Source organism: Methylomicrobium album BG8 (assembly GCF_000214275.2).
Lineage (GTDB): Bacteria > Pseudomonadota > Gammaproteobacteria > Methylococcales > Methylomonadaceae > Methylomicrobium > Methylomicrobium agile.
In genome coordinates this window covers 3419446-3439834 of the sequence record NZ_CM001475.1, presented here as the reverse complement: position 1 = coordinate 3439834, position 20389 = coordinate 3419446, and the positions used below count along the sequence as shown (strand labels likewise).

Annotated in this window: 15 protein-coding genes; 2 read left to right on the top strand and 13 right to left on the bottom strand. The window is 53.8% G+C overall.

Annotated features, from left to right (window positions below; translation table 11 throughout):
* Positions 1 to 108 precede the first annotated feature (108 nt).
* Positions 109 to 1239 (top strand): DEAD/DEAH box helicase, encoded by a 1131-nt coding sequence (locus METAL_RS14845; protein WP_005373544.1) that lies wholly within the window; start codon positions 109 to 111, stop codon positions 1237 to 1239.
* Between the two features lie 79 nt (positions 1240 to 1318).
* Here the strand turns inward: METAL_RS14845 and METAL_RS14840 are convergent, their stop codons facing one another.
* From METAL_RS14840 to METAL_RS21090, 12 genes are all read right to left on the bottom strand, one after another.
* Entirely contained in the window at positions 1319 to 2239 is a 921-nt protein-coding gene (locus tag METAL_RS14840; protein ID WP_051040405.1) for an NAD-dependent epimerase/dehydratase family protein, read from the bottom strand.
* Between the two features lie 4 nt (positions 2240 to 2243).
* Entirely contained in the window at positions 2244 to 3143 is a 900-nt protein-coding gene (locus tag METAL_RS14835; RefSeq protein ID WP_005373541.1) for a glycosyltransferase family 2 protein, read from the bottom strand.
* An 11-nt stretch (positions 3144 to 3154) separates the two neighbouring features.
* Positions 3155 to 4147 (bottom strand): glycosyltransferase family 2 protein, encoded by a 993-nt coding sequence (locus METAL_RS14830; protein ID WP_005373540.1) that lies wholly within the window; start codon positions 4145 to 4147, stop codon positions 3155 to 3157.
* Positions 4148 to 4201: 54 nt separating this feature from the next.
* A complete protein-coding gene (locus METAL_RS20100; RefSeq protein ID WP_005373538.1) occupies positions 4202 to 8215 on the bottom strand; it encodes a glycosyltransferase in 4014 nt (1337 codons plus the stop codon).
* Positions 8196 to 9569, bottom strand: a complete 1374-nt coding sequence (locus tag METAL_RS14820; RefSeq protein WP_005373536.1) for an ABC transporter ATP-binding protein — start codon at positions 9567 to 9569, stop codon at positions 8196 to 8198. The genes METAL_RS20100 and METAL_RS14820 overlap by 20 nt, the downstream gene beginning before the upstream one ends.
* On the bottom strand, positions 9559 to 10380 hold the full coding sequence (locus METAL_RS14815; RefSeq protein ID WP_005373534.1) for an ABC transporter permease: 822 nt from the start codon (positions 10378 to 10380) through the stop codon (positions 9559 to 9561). The genes METAL_RS14820 and METAL_RS14815 overlap by 11 nt, the downstream gene beginning before the upstream one ends.
* Positions 10380 to 10925: a dTDP-4-dehydrorhamnose 3,5-epimerase gene (rfbC, locus tag METAL_RS14810; RefSeq protein ID WP_005373533.1), complete on the bottom strand. Its 546-nt coding sequence runs from the start codon at positions 10923 to 10925 to the stop codon at positions 10380 to 10382. Before rfbC ends, METAL_RS14815 begins: the two co-directional genes overlap by 1 nt.
* The gene (gene rfbA, locus METAL_RS14805) at positions 10925 to 11806 is read right to left on the bottom strand and encodes a glucose-1-phosphate thymidylyltransferase RfbA (protein ID WP_005373532.1); all 882 of its coding nucleotides are present in this window, start codon (positions 11804 to 11806) and stop codon (positions 10925 to 10927) included. The genes rfbC and rfbA overlap by 1 nt, the downstream gene beginning before the upstream one ends.
* A gap of 6 nt (positions 11807 to 11812) precedes the next feature.
* Positions 11813 to 12706, bottom strand: a complete 894-nt coding sequence (gene rfbD / locus METAL_RS14800) for a dTDP-4-dehydrorhamnose reductase (RefSeq protein WP_005373531.1) — start codon at positions 12704 to 12706, stop codon at positions 11813 to 11815.
* Positions 12703 to 13764 carry a dTDP-glucose 4,6-dehydratase gene (gene rfbB, locus METAL_RS14795; RefSeq protein ID WP_005373530.1) on the bottom strand — a complete coding sequence of 354 codons (1062 nt, stop codon included), beginning with the start codon at positions 13762 to 13764 and terminating at the stop codon, positions 12703 to 12705. Before rfbB ends, rfbD begins: the two co-directional genes overlap by 4 nt.
* 330 nt (positions 13765 to 14094) lie before the next feature.
* On the bottom strand, positions 14095 to 15939 hold the full coding sequence (locus tag METAL_RS14790) for a L,D-transpeptidase family protein (RefSeq protein WP_005373528.1): 1845 nt from the start codon (positions 15937 to 15939) through the stop codon (positions 14095 to 14097).
* 227 nt (positions 15940 to 16166) lie between these two features.
* Positions 16167 to 16319 (bottom strand): hypothetical protein, encoded by a 153-nt coding sequence (locus METAL_RS21090; RefSeq protein ID WP_157203353.1) that lies wholly within the window; start codon positions 16317 to 16319, stop codon positions 16167 to 16169.
* Here METAL_RS21090 and METAL_RS14785 point away from each other — a divergent pair.
* Positions 16308 to 19727, top strand: coding sequence for a mechanosensitive ion channel domain-containing protein (locus METAL_RS14785; RefSeq protein ID WP_005373526.1), 3420 nt, complete (start codon positions 16308 to 16310; stop codon positions 19725 to 19727). The two genes, METAL_RS21090 and METAL_RS14785, sit on opposite strands and share 12 nt — an antisense overlap.
* 36 nt (positions 19728 to 19763) lie before the next feature.
* Here the strand turns inward: METAL_RS14785 and METAL_RS14780 are convergent, their stop codons facing one another.
* Positions 19764 to 20249: a flavin reductase family protein gene (locus tag METAL_RS14780; RefSeq protein ID WP_005373523.1), complete on the bottom strand. Its 486-nt coding sequence runs from the start codon at positions 20247 to 20249 to the stop codon at positions 19764 to 19766.
* Between the last annotated feature and the right edge of the window lie 140 nt (positions 20250 to 20389).

The following is a 20389-nucleotide window of genomic DNA, read 5'->3' as shown; positions in this document are numbered from 1 at the left end:
TTTAAACATACGGAGAGGGCCTCTGGCGTTGGAAACAAACCGCCATCAGGGTGCCCGAGATTCCTCCCCCATGCCGGGATTTTAATCCCCCTCTTATCGAGATTTTCTATGCCATTTTCTTCTCTCGGCCTGTCCGAGTCCCTGTTGCGCGCGATCGGCGATTCAGGCTATACCGTGCCCACGCCGATCCAGCAAAAGTCCATTCCGGCGGTTCTATCGGGCCGCGACCTGCTCGCCGCCGCCCAGACCGGCACCGGCAAGACCGCAGGCTTTACCTTGCCGATTCTCCAGCGGCTGGCGGATAAACATTTCGACCGCAACCGTCCGGTCAGGGCACTCATCTTGACTCCGACTCGCGAACTGGCGGCTCAGGTAGGCGAGTCGGTAACCAAATACGGTGCGCATCTCGTCCCGCTACTGAAATCGGATGTCGTATTCGGCGGCGTCAAGATCAACCCGCAGATGATCCGCCTGCGCGGCGGCGTCGATATTTTGACCGCTACGCCGGGGCGCCTGCTCGACCTGGTTGCGCAGAATGCGGTCAAATTGAATCAAGTCGAAGTTTTGGTTCTGGATGAAGCGGACCGCATGCTGGACATGGGATTTATCCGGGATATCCACAAAATTCTGGCGTTGCTGCCCAAAAAGCGGCAGAACCTGCTGTTTTCCGCGACTTATTCGCCGGAAATCCGCAAGCTGACGCAGAATCTGCTGATCGATCCGGTAAGGATCGAAGTTGCGGTTGAAAACGCGGCGGCCGATACGGTCGAACAGATTGCCTATTCGGTCAACAAGACCGCCAAGGCCGCTTTTTTGACACAACTGATCAAGCACAATGACTGGCGGCAGGTTTTGGTTTTTACCAGTACCAAACACGGCGCCAACAAGCTGACCGAGAAGCTGAATTCCGCCCAGATTTCCGCCAAGGCCATACACGGTAATAAAAGTCAGGGGGCGAGAACCAGTGCCTTGGCCGATTTCAAATCCGGAGGAATCCGGGTACTGGTGGCGACCGATGTCGCCGCGCGCGGGATCGACATCGTCCAATTGCCGCATGTGGTGAATTATGAATTGCCGCGCTCTTCCGCCGATTATGTACATCGTATCGGCCGCACCGGTCGGGCAGGCCGGGGCGGGCTTGCGGTCTCTTTGATTTCAGAGGAAGAAAGCAATGCGTTGCGGCTGGTCGAAAAGCTGATCGGCGCTAAAATCAAACGCGGCCAAGCCACGGGTTTCTAGTTCGGTAAGCCGAATTGATTCGATAAAGTCCGCTTCTTATTATCCGATATTCCCGGTTATCCGATATTCCCGGTTCAACTTAAAGGTCCTCGGGAAAAAGCGCAAAGGCGCGCGGCTTGAACGCCAAGTCGCGCGCGGCCTGGCTATGGTCGAACGCCATGTCCCGGTTCATCCGTTCGGCCATTGCGGACGACCAGTGCCGGTAGCGGGGAAACAGGCGGAATAGGGCGCAGGCTATCTGGAAAGCCAACAAAGGCACCGGCAAAAGCAGCGGAAACCGGCCCATGCAGGTGAACACGCGGATAAGCATGTCCCGGTAAGAAAGCGTCTCTCCGCCGGAAAGATTGTAGACGCGGTTGGCCGCCGCCGACGATTCCAGCGCCGCAAGACAGGCATGGGCGACGTCCTGCACATGAACGGGTTGGCGGAGCCCCTGTGCTTTACCGAACAAGGGAAAGAACCCGAATCGCCGGATGAAGCGGGCAATCTCGGCGATATTTCCGTCCCGCCCGAATCCGTAAATCAAGGTCGGCCTGAGGATCACCCATTCCACGCCGCCGCTTTCCGCCCATTGTTGCACCCTTGCCTCCGCTTCGGCCAAGCGGCGCGAAACGGCCTGCTCTTCCGGATCAGAAGAATCCTTTTTCGTAAAGCGGCTGGTTGACGACAGGGTTACCAGGCGCCGTATGCCCTGGGATTCGAGCAAGGCGAAATACTCGGGCAGAATCCAGATAGGGGCGGTGCAGATCCAGTATTTGGCCGCCGTTTCGCTTGGCGAATGGGGAGCGGCAGCGACGCCCGGTTGCGGTAGAGGCAGCCATTCTATTGCTTCGGACGCAGGCGCCGATTCGCCCCGGTAATAGGCGGTTACCTTCCATCCTGCCTTGGTTGAAAGCGCCAGCAAACATTCTCCAACCAGACCGGTCGCGCCAATGACGGCCAGATTTTTGCGGGCGGGTTCCGCATCGTTCGGCGATAAATGATGAGGAAACGATGTCATCGCATTATGCTTCACTTCCGAATCCTAACCTGCGTTCGACATTTTTGAACGAACGGTAACCGGCGATCAAACCGAATCGGGACCAGACCCCCAATGCGACCAGCCACATCAATATGCCGGGATACTGATGGCGGAAAAATTTGAGGTAAAACCGCATCATGCCCTTGTGTTTATGCCATTCGACGAAAATAGGCCGGCTGCGGCTGCACGAGCCCTGCGCGTGAATCACCCGTGCCGAAGGGACGAAGAGGATTTTCCAGCCTTTCTGACGAAAACGCATGCACCAGTCGAGGTCTTCGCAATGCAGGAAGTAGCCTTCGTCCCATAGGCCGACGTCGGCAATGGCTTCGCGTTTCACCAGCATGCAGGCGCCCGAAATCGCTTCCACTTCGGCAGGGCTTTCGGGCAGCGGCTGTTTGTGCAGATAAAAGTCGAAGAACAGCTTCGGCCAGCGCTTGTCGAAATAGTTCAAACCGAATGCCCGTACGAAGGAACGCCAGGGTGTCGGTACCGCGCGGCGGGCTCCGCCCTGCTCGGAACCGTCCGGATTGATCAGCAGGCCGCCCGCCATTCCGGCTTTGTCCTCCGCTTTCAACGCGGCCAATAATTCGGCCAGGGCGCCTTTTTCGAAACAGCAGTCGGGATTCAGAAACAGCAGATAATCGGTTGTCGCCAGGGCGGCACCCTGGTTGCAGGCGGAAGCAAAGCCGGTGTTGGCGGCGTTTCTGACGAGCGTAACCGCAGGTAAACCTTCGATTTGTTTGAGGCTTTCATCTACGGAGGCGTTGTCGATGACGATGATTTCGACAGGCAGGAAGCTAAGGGATAATAGGGACTCAACGCATGCGCGAAGTAAATTCCTCGAGTTGTGATTAACGATAACTGCAGAGAGGGTGAACGTCATTGATTACGCTCTCATCGCCGCAAGAGAAACAAATTTTTATCCAATATTCGCCAGATTTCGCGTATGGAGGCCTTTCTATATTGTGGGATATCCCTTCTCTTTTTCCACATCTTGGATACTCCCTGAATTGCATCCCATTTGGCCCGCGCAATGATTTTGCCTTTGCCCAGTCCGCTAAAATAAATAACGGAAACCGCGTTCAATAGTATATGAAAAGGGAGAAATAACCAAAACAAAATCCCCGGCATGTTTTTAACGTAAGCCCAGACCAGGTTTCGATGGCCGTAATAAATCGAGAAATCGCTATGACGGCCGCCTGTTGTCGCCGAGCCGACATGGCGTACCACCGCGCTGGGAACGTACATGGCTTTGTACCCGGCGAGTCGGAGGCGAAAACCTAAGTCGATGTCTTCGACATAGCAAAAATAATCCTCGTCGAAGCCGCCTACCGTTTGCAACGCTTCGCGTCGGTATAAAGCGGCGCAGGCGCAGGGTGAAAATATTTCATGCGGCAACTCTTCGAAATCCGATTGAGGGCACCTATGGCCACGGCGCCAGACCAAGCCCGAGCAGTGATAGACGTCGCCGATGCCGTCGATGAGGTCATCCGAACCGTAAATCAATTGCTTCGAACCGAAAGCCGAGACGTCGGGATAGGTTTTGGCCGCCGCCAACAGTTGTTCCAGCCATGCGGGTTCCGGAAATGCATCGGGATTGAGCAAGGCTAAAAATTCGGTATTGCAGACCGATAAAGCAAGGTTATTGGCAGCGGCAAATCCGATATTCTTAACGAGCTTTTGAATCGTAACCCCAGGGATAGCGGGGATAAAATCAACCGAACCGTCCGTGCTGGCATTATCAATGATCAGGATATGATCCGGTTTTAGGGATTGTTCAGCAAGTTGTGCTACACATCGATCCAACAGAACGCCGCTGTTCCAGTTGACGATAATGACTGTAACGGACGCCGGCCTGTTGAATATTTCGCCTGCCAGGGTTGCCATGTATTGAGCCGGCTTTTGAAGCTAACGGGAGATTAATGCTTACACTTTTCCATATTAAGCAATCTGGCTGCCGCTTATTGCTCTAAAGGCGTCATATAGCCTTTCATAATGGAGCGTGTCTCTATAATTATTTAGAAGTTCTTTCTGCCTCCTTCTGAGCGTGGGTAAGTATTTCAAATGCTGTTTTCTACGATCCAGTAAAACGGCCTCATTTTTGGGTATTCTGAACTCCGAGGTGGGTTTATTGAGAAAAACAAAGTCTCCCTCCGCTGTATACCTCATCCATAAGTCCCAGTCTTCAAGACAATCCAATTCCAGGCTAAAGCCGCCGTGTTTCGTATAGAGTTCTTTTCGGAATATTAACGATTGAATTGTGATGTAGTTATAGTTCCATAAGTTAGATAACGACCAGCTGGAGCATCCGAAAAGATACTTCTTCCCTTCATTATATTTTAATGGCGATAAACTCAACACTTCAGTGGGAACTTCCCATGAACCCGCATATGCGCCTACTGCGGAAGGATGTAAAAGCAAATGTCGGACCAGAGATTCAATATGATCGGGTAGAAATAAATCGTCATCATCCAGAAATCCTATCAATTGCCCGCGAGACATTTCCAGTCCGCAGTTGCCGGCATGGCAGCGCCCCCGTTTGGGCGTGGATACATAATCTATCGTAATTCCCGGCGGTGGCGTTATTGTACTCATTAAAGAGCGGGTTCTTTCGGAACCGTCTTCCACGATCACGATTTGAATCGGACGGTAGGTTTGCTGAAAAACCGAGGCCAGGGCTTGTTTTAAGAAATCTTGTCTTTCCCCATGGGTTCGCGTGATGATGGTTACCAGTGGTGAATGGGCTATGTTTCCGCTTTCGTGCCGTTTTATCCAAGGCCGGTTGACGCGGGGAGGGAATGCCAGTGCAAAGTTTTCGGAGTTTAGAGAAAGATTCGGATTGTAAGCCGGATCATCTTCGATATAGGCCTTCCATTTTATTGCAAAATAATCTTCTTCGCTTTGATGGGCCAACAAACCGCGGGTTTTCGATTCATGATGATACATTTCCGCATAAGGCGTATACAAGTTCCTATACCCTCTTTCATGGATACGCAGGCAAAGATCGACATCGTTGAAAGTTACGGAAAAATTTTCGTCAAATCCCTCAACTTCGTCAAAAACTTGTTTTCTCAATACCATACAGGCAGCGGTCACTGCCGTAAGATTTTGGATAAGAACCGAGCGCGCCCAATACCCGAGCCATTCGGGCGAAGAATGACGATGCATATGGCCGGCTTTTCCTTTATAGCCTAACAGAACGCCCGCATGCTGAACGGTGCCGTCCGGATAATACAGTCTGGCCCCTACGGCGCCGATTTCAGGGCGCATTGCATGACTGACCATTTCTCGAAGCCAATCGGCGTTAATGATTTCGATATCGTTGTTGAGTAAGGCCAGGAGAGTTCCGCTTGCCTTACCTGCCGCCATATTGTTAATTTTCGAGTAATTGAACGGCTCGTCAAAATCTATGATTTTAATTCTCGGGTCGATGGAAAGCGATTTAAGATACCGGTAGGTGGCGGGATCTTTGCTTTGGTTGTTGACTATGATTATTTCAATGTTTTTATAGATGGTCTCGTTTAACAGTCCATCTATGCATTTACTGAGTAAGTCTATACCGTCTTTGGTAGGAATGATAATACTCACTAACGGTTCTTCCGGTAATGAATAAACGACCCGGTGGATGGAAAGATGAGGGTAATGAGATGTGACTTCCGCTTGAATATCGAGTCTTTTCAGATGTTCCGCCAGGGCTTTGCGGGAAGTGGCGGGCGCATAATTCTTTGCTTCCGAGTCAGTCGCAAGCGAGCCGGGTACGGCACGCCAGTGATACAACACATAGGGAATGTGCTTGATCCGCAATGGCGATATTTGTTCGGTAACGCGCAATACCAGGTCATAATCCTGACTGCCGTCAAATTCCCTACGCCAGCCATTCAGTTTTCGAACAACGGAGGTCCGAAAAACGGCGAGATGATCTACAAAATTTTGAGACCTTAAAAGGTCCGGATTGAAGTCTGGCTTGAAATAGGGATCGTAGCGGATGTCGTGGATATCTATCTTATCCTGATCGCTATATAAAAAATCTACTTCGGGATTGCGGTTGATTTCTTCCGCAAATAAATAAAGCGCGTGCTCGGCAATCGCATCGTCATGGTCAAGCATCGCGAGAAACTCTCCTCGAGCCAAAGCCAACGCACTGTTGGACGCTTGGGAGATATGGCCGTTAGCGGTCCGGTAAACGACTTTGATCCGGGCATCTTGCCGGCAATGGCGGTCAATGATTTTGCGTATCGAGGGGTCGGTGGACGCGTCATCGGCAATGCATAGCTCCCAATGCGGGTATAGCTGATTGCGGACGGATTGAATGGCCTTTTCGAAGAAATCGAGAGGCGGATTGTAGACCGGCATTATCACCGAGAAAAGCGGCTTATATTGAAAGCCCTCGATATGAGATACAATCTTTTCCCGATCCGTATCGGTTAAAGTGTCATAAAGTTGTATCCATTGGGTATATTCGGCTTTATCCTCTTCTTCCGAGAATCGATTATGTGGATTCGTATGACTTGGGGAGCCTTTTCGTGCGGTATCCACCCAGACAATACGCCGCTTTATTCCAGCCCAGCCTTCGCGCGCATAGACTTTCCGAGTTTTATCGATAACTCCTCCGATACCGCCGCAAATATAAATTATATCGGGCAATATGCTTATTATACTTCCAAGAATTTTTGCCTTTGAAGATATCATGCGCAGAGGGTAAGTGATTCTCCAACTGGTACTGTCAAGAAGTTCATCAATGGATTGATTGAGATTACCGATCTGAGTATTGCGCTCGGTCAGAGCTTGATTCAGGCTGTCGATCCGGGCGTCGCGCTCGGCCAAAACCTGGTTCAGGCCGTCAATCCGAACATCGCGTTCGGCCAAAACCTGGTTCAGGCCGTCAATCCGAACATCGCGCTCGGCCAGAGTCTGATTCAGGTCGTCGGTCCGAGCATCGCGTTCGGCCAGAGTCTGATTCAGGCTGCCGATCCGAGCGTCGCGTTCGGCCAAAGTTTGGTTCAGGTCGTCGGTCCGAGCATCGCGTTCGGCCAGAGTCTGATTCAGGTTGTCGATCCGAGCGTCGCGTTCGGCTGAAGCTTGGTTCAGGCTGTCGATCCGGGTATCGCGCTCGGCCAGGGCCTGGTTCAGGCGGTCAGCCTCGGCAGTGCGGCCAACCAGTGTTTGATTGAGATTGGCAATCTCCTCGTTACGTGAGGCGAGTAATCGGTTAAGCGTGGATAAATGGATTTTTGCCTGATCAAATTCATAACGTTCCAACTGTTTGGCGCCTAAAGCCGAAAAGTAATTTTGAATCTGCCGTTGTTCAAAAGACGCGGGATTCAGCCAGGCAAATTTTTGTTCACTTGTCGAGGCTTCGTTTAACTGCAAAATACCTAGCCCATGCGAGTGTAAGAACTCCATGTGATTCGGATAGCGCTCTTGCAGCGCTTCCCATAATTTCCAGACGCCGAATTCATTTTCGCGCACATTGGTGTCATGCAGGAGGACGATAGCGTTGGGCGCGAGTTTGGGCAACCAGGCTTCAAAGTCGTGTTTAACTGCCTCGTAGGTATGTAGTCCGTCGATATGTAGCAGTTCAATCGATCCATCGGAAAAATAGCTCAAGGCCTCATCGAACTCCATGCGCAGCAAACGGGAAAACTGCGCATAGTGCGTTTTGTTGTGCTGATCGACTCGGTCAAATATTTCATTGCCATATAAGCCCGCATGTTTATCGCCTCTCCAGGTATCGACGGCATAACATTTTGTAGCGAGATTGTTTTCTTTTACCGACTGGCAGAAAGAAAAATAAGAGTTGCCCGAATGCGTACCCAATTCGACAAAAATTTTTGGATTAACGGTGTGTATCAACCAAGCCGCAAAAGGCATATGCCCACACCAAGCCTCTGGGGCCTGCAATGAGATAGGCGTAAATTTAGCCGATTCCAGTAAACTATCCGATAGACTCTTCATGCAATTTCTTAACTTTAAGTTTGATATTATTCATTGGAATGCCGATAAGGCCGCCCGCCACACTGGTCGATTCCGATCTGAAAAATATTGCGTCGTGCATCCAGTGGTGCTGGATATGGTCGTTCTGCGTGCCATTTGCAATCGCTACGGTAATGGAATAATCACCCGCAAACAATCGAGGCATTTGAAACGAAAAATCCGCTATTATGCACTGACCTTCGGTACAGACGACAGGGGAATCGATATAGCTGAGATAAGTATTGTCTCCAAATAAGTACTGTCCCAATTTATCTTTTATAAAAAAGCCGATAATGGGCGAATCGAGGGGCGAGTGCGCTCTGGCTTCGATTCTCAAGGCGACCTCTTCTCCACCGACAACCCAGGCCAGCGGGTTGCCTTCTTTATCGAGAAATTTGACCGAAACAATTTGAGCTTCGCCTTTTCCGAATGACGGCGCCTCCGGGTTGAATTCAAATAATCGGATGTCGTTACGCAAATTACTGGTATTGATAAACTCGCGACGCTGATCTTTGGCATGAGTCATCGAATGATCGACGGAATCGATTTTAGCGGGGATTGCGCTTTTTCCTTGCTGGGCTTCGTAGAATGCTTCCAGGTAGTTTTCACAAATTTCTTTGGGCGGACCTTGCCGTACAATAGACCCTTTTTCAAGCCAAATGGCATGGGTGCACAAATTTCTGACAGAACCGGTATCATGGCTGACAAAGAATACTGTTCCCGATTGCATGAAACGGCGTAAAAACCGCATGCACTTTTGGGTAAAGAAGGCATCCCCCACCGCGAGCGCTTCATCTATTATCAAAATATCCGCATCGATGTGGGCAATGACTGCAAACGCTAAACGCAGCATCATGCCACTGGAGTAAGTTTTGACGGGCTGCTCGATAAAGTCGCCGATATCGGCAAAAGCGATAATGTCGTCAAAGCGGGCATCGGTTTCTTTTTGGCTCAATCCCAGTACGGCGGCGTTGATATAGACGTTTTCGCGTCCGGTAAACTCCGGGTTAAAACCCGAGCCGAGTTCAAGCAAGGCCGCGATACGCCCATGAACTCGAAGGTTGCCGCTCGTCGGATTGAGCGTGCCGCAGATAAGCTGCAATAACGTCGATTTGCCGCTGCCGTTCCGGCCTATGATGCCGACCGTTTCGCCTTTTTTTATTTCGAAAGAGACGTTTCTTAGTGCCCAGAACTCGCGGAAATATTGTTTGGGCTTTTGTCCGGCCAGGTATTGCAAACGCGGATAGATCGATTGTTTGAGCCGGTCCTGCGGCTTATCGTAAATCTGGTAGCATTTGGACAGATTGTCCACTTGAATGGCGATTTCAGAGCACATCGGCAAATCCTTTGCGCGTCTTCTGGAACCAGACGAAGCCGGTCCACGCAATGATCAATCCCGCCGTTCCCATCAGGGTCCATTGCCGAATATCCGGCACTTTTCCGAAAATCAGCGTATTGCGTCCTTCTTCGATGATGAAGGTGAGCGGATTGATTTGCAGCCAGATCTGGTATTGATCGGGCAGGGCGCTGACCGGGTAAAACACCGGGGAAAGAAACATCAATATCGTCGTCACCATACCGGTGATTTGGCCGATGTCGCGCACGTAGACGCCGAGCCCGGCCAGAAACCAGGCGCAGCCCATCGTCGCGAAGACGAGCGGCAGCAAGATCAGCGGAAACAGCAGGGCCGTCCACATGATCTGCTGGCTGAGAAGCAATTGCGCGGCCAATAGGACGATCAGGCTGATCGAGCTATGGAAAAGCGCCGAACTCAAGGCGACCCAGGGCAGGATTTCCAGCGGAAAAATGACCTTTTTCACATAATTGACATTCGAGAGGATCAGGCCGGGCGCGCGGTTCAGGCATTCGGAGAACAAACCGTGGACGATCATGCCCACGAAAAGCACGATCGCGAATTCGGTTTGGCTTTCTTCCCCGCCGCTCCCCCAGCGCGACTTGAAAATCACCGAGAACACGAACGTGTAAATCAGCAGCATCAGGACCGGATTGAAAAAAGACCAGGCCATGCCCAGCAACGAACCGCGATAACGTCCTATCACTTCGCGTTTGGTCAGCGTATAGATCAGGCTGCGGTTGCGCCAGAAGCTGGCAATCATTTCGCGGGGAGAAATACTGAAGCGCAGCATCAGGCAAATGTTTCGGCTTGATGTAAAGGCAAACCGCCGGCGTCCTTGGCCGATAGAACGGGAGCATCCTGAATCAGCCAGTCGATCGCGAGCGTCGCGTCATCCCAGGCAATACAGCGTTCGTGGGTCGGCGCGTAATAATCGGTCGTCTTGTAAAGAAACTCGGCGTGGTCGGTCAGTACGACGAAACCGTGCGCGAACCCTTCGGGTACCCAAAGCTGGTGTTTATTTTCCGCGGAAAGCATGGCGCTGACCCAGCGGCCGAAAGTGGGCGAGGATCGGCGAATATCTACCGCAACATCGAGCACCTTGCCGCATGCCACGCGCACCAGCTTGCCCTGGGGCTGGTGAATTTGGTAATGCAATCCTCGCAGGACGTTTTTCGCGGAACGCGAATGGTTGTCCTGCACGAAATTCACTTTTCGGCCCACGATCTCTTCGAATTGGCGCAGATTGAAACTTTCAAAGAAAAAACCGCGCTCGTCGCCGAACATGGCGGGTTCGAGCAGGATAACGTCGGCTATCGCAAGGGGAGTCGCTTTCATCAGAATATATTCTCCTGCAGAATCCGCTGCAAATAGTGTCCATAACCGTTTTTGGCAAGCGTCCGCGCGAGCTTGTCGAGTTGATCGACACTGATCCACTGTTGTCTGAAAGCGATTTCTTCGGGGCAGGAGACTTTGAGTCCCTGGCGGTTTTCGATGGTGGCGATGAATTGACTGGCGTCCAGCAAGGACTCGTGGGTGCCGGTATCGAGCCAGGCATAGCCGCGGCCCATGATTTCGACGTTTAACTTGCGTTGCTCCAAATAAATGCGGTTCAGGTCGGTGATTTCCAGTTCGCCGCGCGCCGAAGGCTTGAGATTGCGGGCGAGTTCCACCACGTTCCGGTCATAGAAATACAGGCCGGTCACCGCGTAATTCGATTTGGGCAAGGGCGGTTTTTCTTCCAGCGAGAGGGCTTTGCCTTGCCGGTCGAATTCGACGACGCCGTAGCGTTCCGGATCGGTGACGTGGTAGGCGAATACGGTGGCGCCCTCGCCGCGCGCCATCGCATTACCGAGGAGTTCCTGCAGATCGTGGCCGTAAAAGAGGTTATCGCCCAGAATTAGGGCGGAAGGATCGCCGCCGATGAACGACTCGCCGATAATGAACGCCTGCGCCAGCCCGTCGGGGCTGGGCTGCACGGCATAGTGCAGGTCGAGTCCCCATTGTTCGCCGCTGCCCAGGAGCTGCTCGAAGCGCGGCACGTCCTGCGGCGTGGAAATGATCAGGATGTCGCGAATACCGGCCAGCATCAGGGTGCTGAGCGGGTAGTAGATCATCGGCTTGTCGAATACCGGCAATAACTGCTTGGAGATGGCGAGCGTGGCGGGATGTAAGCGGGTGCCCGAACCGCCGGCCAGGATGATTCCTTTACGTTGCATAGTTCTTTAGGAGAAAGGTGAAAGCGTCAATTGATCGATCGTGCGGTTGGCGTGCACGGTCCAGTCGGGCAACTGCAGTCCGAGCCCGGAAGACAACAGCGAAGTATCGAGCCGGGAATTTTTCGGGCGTCGGGCGGGAGCCGGATAGTCTTCGGCGGTGATTGCATTGATCTGCGACGCGTCCAGGTGCAGCGGGAGGCCGTTGGCCAGCGCGCGGTCGACGATGTGGCGGGCGAATCGGTGCCAGTTGGCTTCGCCGTTGGCGGTCAGGTGGTAAATGCCGCTGCCGATGCGGCCGGACCGATAACCTGCGATCGCCAGCGCGGTGACGTCGGCAATCAACTCGGCCGATGTCGGGGCGCCGAATTGGTCTGCGACGATATTCAGGCGATTTTTCTCTTTGGCCAGACGCAGAATCGTTTTGATGAAATTGCCGCCGTGCGCGGAAAACACCCAGCTGGTGCGAAAAATCAGCGCGTTGCACCGGCTTTGTTCAATCGCCTCCTCCCCCTTTCTCTTGGACAGGCCGTACACGCCGAGCGGGCGCGTGGCGTCGGTTTCCACGAAAGCCCCCGGTTTTTGCCCGTCGAACACGTAATCGGTCGAATAATGCACCAGTAAAATCTTTTGACGGAATGCATGGCCGGCCATCACTTCCACGGCTTCCGCATTGATCCGGAAGGCCGTTGCGGAGTCGGTTTCGGCCTTGTCCACCGCCGTGTAAGCGGCCGCGTTCACGATCAGCTCCGGTTTTACCGTCTGCAGTAGGCGGTCCAGTCCGGTAAGGTTTTGCAGGTCGGCGTCCTGCCGATTGAGCGCGAACACTTCCCCCAGCGGCAGCAATGTCCGCCGAAGTTCGCGTCCGACCTGGCCGTCTTTGCCGAATAAGAGAATTTTCATACCACGTAGTGCTTGTCGATCCAGTCCCGGTAGGCGCCGCTTGTCACATTGCGTACCCAGTCCGGATTGTCCAGATACCATTGAACCGTCTTGCGGATGCCGGATTCGAACGTTTCGGCAGGCTTCCAGCCCAGTTCTCTTTCCAGCTTCGTCGCGTCGATCGCGTAGCGGCGATCGTGTCCCGGGCGGTCTTTGACGAAAGTGATCTGCGTGCGGTACGGCCGGCCGTCAGACCGGGGCCGCAGTTCGTCCAGAATATCGCACAAGGCATGGACGACATCCAGGTTCGCTTTCTCGTTCCAGCCGCCGATATTATAGGTTTCTCCCGCTTTGCCGGCAGCCAGGACCCTTCGGATCGCGCTGCAATGGTCTTTCACATACAGCCAGTCGCGTATTTGCCGGCCGTCTCCGTAAATCGGCAGCGGCTTGCCGGCGAGCGCATGATGGATCACCAGCGGAATCAGTTTTTCGGGGAAATGGTAGGGGCCGTAATTGTTGGAACAATGGGTCGTCACTACGGGCAGCCCGTAGGTATGATGATAAGCGCGCACCAAGTGATCGCTGGCCGCCTTGCTGGCCGAATAAGGGCTGTTGGGTTCGTAGCGGTCGGTTTCGCAAAAGGCCGGATCTTCTTCGCTCAGCGATCCGTAGACCTCATCGGTGGAAACGTGCAGGAAACGAAAACCGGCTTTCCTCTCTTCCGGCAGCGTATTCCAGTAATGCCGCGCGGTTTCGAGAAGATGGAAAGTGCCGACAACATTGGTCCGGATGAAGTCTTCGGGACCGTGAATCGAACGGTCGACATGGCTTTCCGCCGCAAAATTCACGATCGCCCGCGGCCGGTGTTCCGTCAGCAAAGCATTGACCAGGTTTTTGTCGCCGATGTCTCCTCGGACGAAGCGGTGCCGCTCGTCCTCTTCAAGGCTTTGGAGATTTTCGATATTGCCGGCATAAGTCAGTTTGTCCAGGTTGATCAGCGTTTCCTCGTGCTGTTTGAACCAGTCAAGCACGAAATTGGAACCGATAAAACCTGCTCCGCCCGTTATAAGAATACTCATTTATCTGTTAGTCCTAAAAATGGGGTGACATATTCCGCTAATAAATCCTTTAGCCGTTTAATCGAATCTTTGCAAAAAGATCGATGACAGTCGCCATAATCGTCGCCGCAGAAGATCGCGGGCACTATAGGCGCCGCGTGCTCGGGCCGCTGGCGAGATAATCTCGAAACTTCATTCGGCGATTAAAGTGTATATCCGCGAGCGGTACAATGTAACGGATTAAATAATGATACCTTGCGGATAGGCAATGGTTAGTTTTCTTACCCATCCTCAAGCGCTCTTCCGTTTTCATATCCCTCATCGAAGGCTTCCGGTAAACCTAAATCGGGCCTAAATGCCGACCGACCCGGCAGGCTCTGAAAGACGCCGTCCATTTGAGTGCGCTGGCGATGCAGTACCCTGGCTAACGAACAGCAATTGGTCGGACAAGTCCGAGCTGTTTTTCAGGGCTTCGAGCAGCACCGTGTCGTGGCCGTAGATGTCGCGATAGAAAGCCACTTCGCCGTTCTGCTCGGCGAACGAGGTCGTATAAAAGAATAGAATGGGGATCGATCTTTTCAGCATCACGCGCTGCATTTTTGGGGCCTGCATCGCGAGCTGAATATTTTCTTTGGTCCATTCGGGCTGGTTTCTGAGCGCGAATTCGGCGAGTTCCTGCGGTTTTTCGATGCGCACGCAGCCATGGCTGAAGTCGCGAGTCGATCGGTTGAACAGCGATTTCGACGGCGTATCATGCAGATAGACGTCGTCCTTGTTGGGAAACATGAATTTGACTTTGCCGAGCGGATTTTTTTTACCCGGCCGCTGGCGGATCTTCAGAAGGCCCTGTTTGAGCATCAGCAGCGAATCGACGTTCAGCGGAACCGGTTTGGCCTGGTCGCTGAACGCGGCGACGATCTCCAGGTTTTCGGAATGCAGATAAGCCGGATTCGCGATCAGTTTGGGTACGATCTCGTTTTTGGTGATGCTGTAGGGGACATTCCAATAAGGCATGAAATCGATGAACCTCATTTCGGCCATCAGCACCGGGGTTTGGGTCTTCATCGCTTGGCCGACCACGACCCGCATGCTGAGAGGTGAAGGTTCGTTCTTGCTGATATCGTCATACACCCACATTTGAAACGCCGGAATGTTCACCAGAATATAAGGGCCGCCGCCGATTTCGGGGAGCCAGCGCAGTCTTTCCAGCGCCAGTTCGATTTGGGTTACCCGTTCGGACAGCGGTACGCCGAGGGCGGCGGCGGTGCCTCTGCCGAGCACGCCGTCTGCGGTCAGCCCGTGATGAGCCTGGAAATGCCTGACACCTTCGCTCAGCTCCTTGTCGTAAACCGGGCTGGCCGGCGTCTGGACCTTGTCCGCGCCGGCCTGAATTTCACCGGTTTGCACCAGGAAGCGCCGCAGTTCCTCCAACTGCGGATGCTTGTCGCCGATATGCACGGAGCGGGCGACATCGAGTTTAAGCGGCGCGACGCGCGCGGCCAATTCGCGGTAATGCGTCAATGCCTGTTTAAGTTTTCGGTATTGGTCCAGCTTCGGCTCGACCTCCGCGGGCAATGGCGCAATCCGGCCCCGGTCCCGGGCGGCGAGGATCAGCGCGGGTAAGTCGATGAGCTTCTTCTCGCGCAGTTTCAAGTTGAAGTTGATGCCTTGCGGGCTGACCCGCCCATAATGCAGGTCGTGCAGATAGCGCAGCAGGGACAAGCTGACGGCGGTATCGAACATGGCCCGTTTCCGGGCCGCAACCGGCGGGAGCTGGAGGGCCGCCGGCAGCATTTCCTTCAGCTTGCCGGCATCGTAATGTTGCGGATTCAGGCCTTCGCTGGCGGCATTCGATAACAGATCGAGCGTTTCCGCGATCAGCACTTCGGCATCGTTGCGGTTCAGCCAGACCGGTTCGTAATTCGCGGCTTTGTAAAGTGTCTGCATGTCCTCGGCGCGGCTGGCGAAACCGGTCTGGACCAAGTCAGGATGCTGTTTAGATTCGATCAGCGTAAAAATCTCTTTTCCGATGCCGGTCTGGGGAGGGGGGGCTTCTTGTGCGTGAAGCGGCGGCAACGGCCAGCCGAGAGAGAAACATAGCAGCAGGCGTGCGAGATAGTGGCGTTTGCTCGAACTGCTTGGAGCTTTCAATGTCGAAAGCGGCCGGCCGGCCGGGGCAACTCGATTTAATCCCATCGGAGTGGTCATTTTTGTTACTATAAACGGATTCATCGATTTATCGCGTTGGCAATAATTGTAAAGGCCAGGGCGGAGCTTTTTGAATGGGCTTGTCTCATACCAAATTTGTATTTAACCCTTCTTCATCAGTTACTTGCCGTAACCGATCCGGTTGTTCGTCCGCGCATTGCTTCCTGCAAATTTCGGTGTATCCGGGCCATTATAATGGATGATCGGGTTTGTGTTCAGTTCATTTCATCCTGCGGGCCGGACTGCCGGAGCCTGCCCGGAATAATCCGCTTCGGTGGTCCTTCAGGGCGGCAGTCAATTTCCAACGCGTTTTTATCATGATATTTTGCAGCTACCGATATTTTTTTACCGAAAAAATGAAAATTCATGGTGTTCTGATCATTTTTCTGCTGTTGAGTCTCGGATCCGGAGAGATGTGGGCCGGCACGGCGTTACCCGTCTCCAGCACGAACGATTCGGCGACCGAGTTCGGCAAGAAAGATCTGCAGAACAGGATTGATGCGCTGAACAAACGGCAGGGCGTCGATGAGGCCTTAAAAACCAAGGTGCTGGCGATTTACCAGGAGGCGGGAGACAATCTCGAAAATAAGGATAAATTTGCGGATCGCGAGGCGGATTACCGTGGGGCCTTAAAAACTGCGCCGCCAGAGACCCGGAGACTGCAGAAAGACATCGATGCGCTTCAGCAGAAAGCCTCCAGATCAAAGAATGAGGACTGGGACAGCATTCCGACCGAAGAGCTCGAACAGCGGTTGATCATTGAAAAAAGCAAGATGGCCGGCCTGATCGAACAGATCAAGAAGAAAGAAACAGAGTTTGTCGAGCAAAACAGCAGGCCGCAATTGATTCGGGAGGAGATCGTGGCGGCGAAACAGGCGATCGAAACCGATCAGTCGCATCTGACGGCGCCGGCAGCCGGTCTGACGTCCGCGCTGGAAAGCGATGCGAGACAGGCATTGCTGCGGACCGCCATCGCCAGACGTAATGCCGAGCTGAAAATGCTCGAAGCCGAAGCGCTCAGCAATCCGGTGCGGGTGGATTTGCTGAAAATCGAACTGCAATGGCTTGATCTCAAACAAAACGAATTGGGGGCCGTCCTCGAAACCGTAGAAGGATTGCTGGCGGAGCGCCGGCAAAAGGAAGCGCAGGAAATTCAGAATGCGCTGAGTCAGGCCGAAAAAGAGCTCGCCGGCAAGCATCCCTTGATCCAGCAGATTACGCGCGAGAATCTGCAATATACGCGCGACCTGCAGAACATCAACAGCAAAACCGAAAAATTTGCCGAGCGGAAAAACGCCATCGACGCTGCCGCCGTCAATATCGGCAACGATTTCCAATCCGCCGAAAAGAAAATCAGCCTCGCCGGGCTGAGCCCCGCGCTGGGAAGGATTTTGCGCGAGCAACGGCGTAATCTGGCTAACCAGGATCGTTACCTTTTGCTGACCGACAATCTGCAGGATGACACGGCGACGGCCAGCCTCGAGCAATTCAAGGTCGATGACCAGCTGCGGCGGCGCCTCGTGAATTTGGATGTCGAACTCAGCGAGTTGATGCGCACCCGGGTCGATGCGTCGCTGCCGGTCGATCAGCGCATGAGGGTCCAGGCGGAGCTGCGGGTGCTGCTGAACAGTAGGAAAGATCTGTTGAACCGGTTGTCTGTGGCTTATGCCGCCTATTTGCGGGCACTGGGAGACTTCGATTTCGCCCGTCAGCAGTTGGCGTCGCAGATCGATAAATTCGCCAGCTTTCTCGATCAGCGTTTGCTCTGGGTGCCCAGCTCAGAGCCGGTCAATCTGGTATTTTTCGCCGGCCTGTATGAATCGGCGCAATGGTTGCTGTCGTCTTCGCACTGGATGGAGGCAATCAAGGATCTGTGGAGTTCGGCGCTGAATCGTCCTTTCCTGGCCTTGTTGGCGGTGCTGGTTTTAAGTGGGTTGCCGTTGGGCAGAAACTGGGCGAAGCCGCGGCTGACTTTACTCCTGGAAAAGACTGAAAAGATTTATGCCGACAGTTTCAGCAACGGTCTGCAGGCCCTGGTCTATACCCTGCTGATGGTGTTGCCGGCGCCTGCCTTGATCTATTTGATCGGCTGGTTTCTGGAGAACGCCTGGCAGGCGGCCGATTTCAGCCAGGCGGTGGGGGTCGGGCTCAAAACGTCCGCCGTACCGCTCTGCCTGACGCAGTTCTTTTACCGTTTGTTTCGCGCCGACGGCGTGGCGGTCAAACATTTTCAATGGCAAAAAACCAATGCCCAACTGATGCGCAGGCATCTGGGCTGGGTGCGTTATGTGGTCGTGCCCGGCGTCTTTACGGTCTATTGCGCCAGTGCGTCGAAAAGCTCGATCTATGGCGATAGTCTGGGACGCTTGGCGCTGATTGCCGTAATGATTGCGATGGGGGTATTTTTCGGCCGGATTCTGCAGTTCGACAAGGGACTCTTGAGCAACCACATGCTGACTTATCCCGAAGGTTGGGTGGCGCGTTTGCGTTATATCTGGTATCCGGCGGTTTGCCTCTTGCCGTTGATCGTGGTCGGCTTCGCGGTGGCGGGTTACTATCTGAGCGCGGTCGAACTGCAACAAAAACTGGTCGTGACCCTGCGGTTCGCATTCGGCTTGATCGTGATTCACGAACTCGCGATGCGCTGGCTGACGCTGGCGAACCGCCAGCTGGCGATCAGGAATGCGCGACAAAAACGCAAGACGGCGATGCAGAGCGAAAAAGCGGCGGCCGCACCTGCGGGAGGCGAGGATCCGATGCTGCCGGTCGACGAACAGTTGGTCGACATTCCGAAGATCAATGCGCAGACGATTAAATTGATACACGTATCGATTGCCTTTGCCGCACTGGCCGGCGCCGGCATCGTCTGGCAGGATATTTTGCCGGCATTCTCGTTCCTGGATCGGGTCGCCTTGTGGCAGCATCTGGACAAAGTGGATGGGCAGGAGGTTTATTTGCCGATTACGCTGGCCAATTTGCTGTTGGCCGGTTTTTACGTCTTTATTACCGTGGTGGCGGTCAGAAATTTTTCCGGGGTGATGGAACTGCTGGTCTTCAGGCGTTTATCGGTCGAGGCGGGCGTGCGTTATGCAGTCAATCAGCTTGCCGGGTACGCGCTGATGGCGATCGGTTTTGTCGTTGTCGCCAATGAACTGGGCGGTAGCTGGTCGCAAGTGCAGTGGCTGGTCGCGGCGCTCGGTGTCGGCCTGGGTTTCGGCTTGCAGGAAATTTTTGCCAATTTGGTGTCCGGCATCATCTTGCTGTTCGAACGGCCGGTCCGGGTCGGCGATACGGTCACGATCGGGACGGTAACAGGCAAGGTCGCCCGTATCCAGATGCGGGCGACCACACTGATCGATTCGGATCAAAAAGAACTGATCGTGCCGAACAAGACTTTCATCACCAGTCAGCTGATCAACTGGTCGCTGACCGATACGACGACCCGGGTCGTGATTCCGGTCGGCATTGCGTACGGGTCGAATGTCGAAGAGGCGCATCAGTTGATGAGCGATACGGTCAAATCGACGCCGCTGGTGCTGGCCGAGCCGGAACCGAGCGTGCTGTTCGTCGGCTTCGGCGAGAACTCGCTCAATTTCTCGATACGGATTTTCGTCAGCGAACTGTCGCACCGCATGCAGGCGACCCACAATATCCACCTGCGGCTCGAAAAGGCTTTTCGCGAACACCGCATCAATATTCCGTTTCCGCAGCGGGAAGTGCATATTCGCTCGGCCGGCGCGGACTGCGGCGTGCCGATGCGGGAAAAGCCGGCTTGAAGCCGGCTCGCAAAACGAGAAATTCGCAACCGTTATTTATTGTTCGGACAGTCCCCGGTATTGGCTGCGGAAATACAAGAGAGGCTCGCCGTCGCGGCAGACCGTGTTCTCGACTTCTCCGATGATGATCCAGTGCGTGCCGGCGTGCACTTTTTCGACGACCCGGCAATCGAGCGACGCGATACTGTCGTTCAGCAGCGGCACGCCCTGAATGCCTGCGGTCCAGCCTGCCTGTTCGAAGCGTTCCTGCTGGCTCAGGCCGCCGGCAAAGTGACTCGAAACGTCCTGCTGCCGGCTGCTGAGTACATTCACCGAAAAACGCTCGCTTTCCTTGATGCCTTCGCCGGTGTCGGCGGATTCGTTGATGCAAACCAGAATCTGCGGCGGAGTCATCGAAACGCTTGCAAAAGCGGTTACCGTCATTCCCTGATTCCCGAGCTTCGCCGAGTGGGTGGCGACCACGGCGACGCCGCTTGCCCATTGTTGTAATGCTTTTTTGAATTCGTCGCCGGTGACAGCCATCAAGTTCTCCAGAGTGATTTGAAAAGCGCTGCGTCTTCCTGCCGATGGAGAAACAACGTCGAAAAGAGCGCCATATGTTACAACAGCGAGGCAGCCTTGTTAAATCCGCGCAGAGGGCGAAGAAATCCGGACAGACATGG

Coding starts and splice junctions, on each gene's coding strand:
- METAL_RS14845 (WP_005373544.1), top strand. CDS start 109: ATGCCATTTTCTTCTCTCGGCCTGTCCGAGTCCCTGTTGCGCGCGATC.
- METAL_RS14840 (WP_051040405.1), bottom strand. CDS start 2,239: ATGACATCGTTTCCTCATCATTTATCGCCGAACGATGCGGAACCCGCC.
- METAL_RS14835 (WP_005373541.1), bottom strand. CDS start 3,143: ATGACGTTCACCCTCTCTGCAGTTATCGTTAATCACAACTCGAGGAAT.
- METAL_RS14830 (WP_005373540.1), bottom strand. CDS start 4,147: ATGGCAACCCTGGCAGGCGAAATATTCAACAGGCCGGCGTCCGTTACA.
- METAL_RS20100 (WP_005373538.1), bottom strand. CDS start 8,215: ATGAAGAGTCTATCGGATAGTTTACTGGAATCGGCTAAATTTACGCCT.
- METAL_RS14820 (WP_005373536.1), bottom strand. CDS start 9,569: ATGTGCTCTGAAATCGCCATTCAAGTGGACAATCTGTCCAAATGCTAC.
- METAL_RS14815 (WP_005373534.1), bottom strand. CDS start 10,380: ATGCTGCGCTTCAGTATTTCTCCCCGCGAAATGATTGCCAGCTTCTGG.
- rfbC (WP_005373533.1), bottom strand. CDS start 10,925: ATGAAAGCGACTCCCCTTGCGATAGCCGACGTTATCCTGCTCGAACCC.
- rfbA (WP_005373532.1), bottom strand. CDS start 11,806: ATGCAACGTAAAGGAATCATCCTGGCCGGCGGTTCGGGCACCCGCTTA.
- rfbD (WP_005373531.1), bottom strand. CDS start 12,706: ATGAAAATTCTCTTATTCGGCAAAGACGGCCAGGTCGGACGCGAACTT.
- rfbB (WP_005373530.1), bottom strand. CDS start 13,764: ATGAGTATTCTTATAACGGGCGGAGCAGGTTTTATCGGTTCCAATTTC.
- METAL_RS14790 (WP_005373528.1), bottom strand. CDS start 15,939: ATGGGATTAAATCGAGTTGCCCCGGCCGGCCGGCCGCTTTCGACATTG.
- METAL_RS14785 (WP_005373526.1), top strand. CDS start 16,308: ATGAAAATTCATGGTGTTCTGATCATTTTTCTGCTGTTGAGTCTCGGA.
- METAL_RS21090 (WP_157203353.1), bottom strand. CDS start 16,319: ATGAATTTTCATTTTTTCGGTAAAAAAATATCGGTAGCTGCAAAATAT.
- METAL_RS14780 (WP_005373523.1), bottom strand. CDS start 20,249: ATGGCTGTCACCGGCGACGAATTCAAAAAAGCATTACAACAATGGGCA.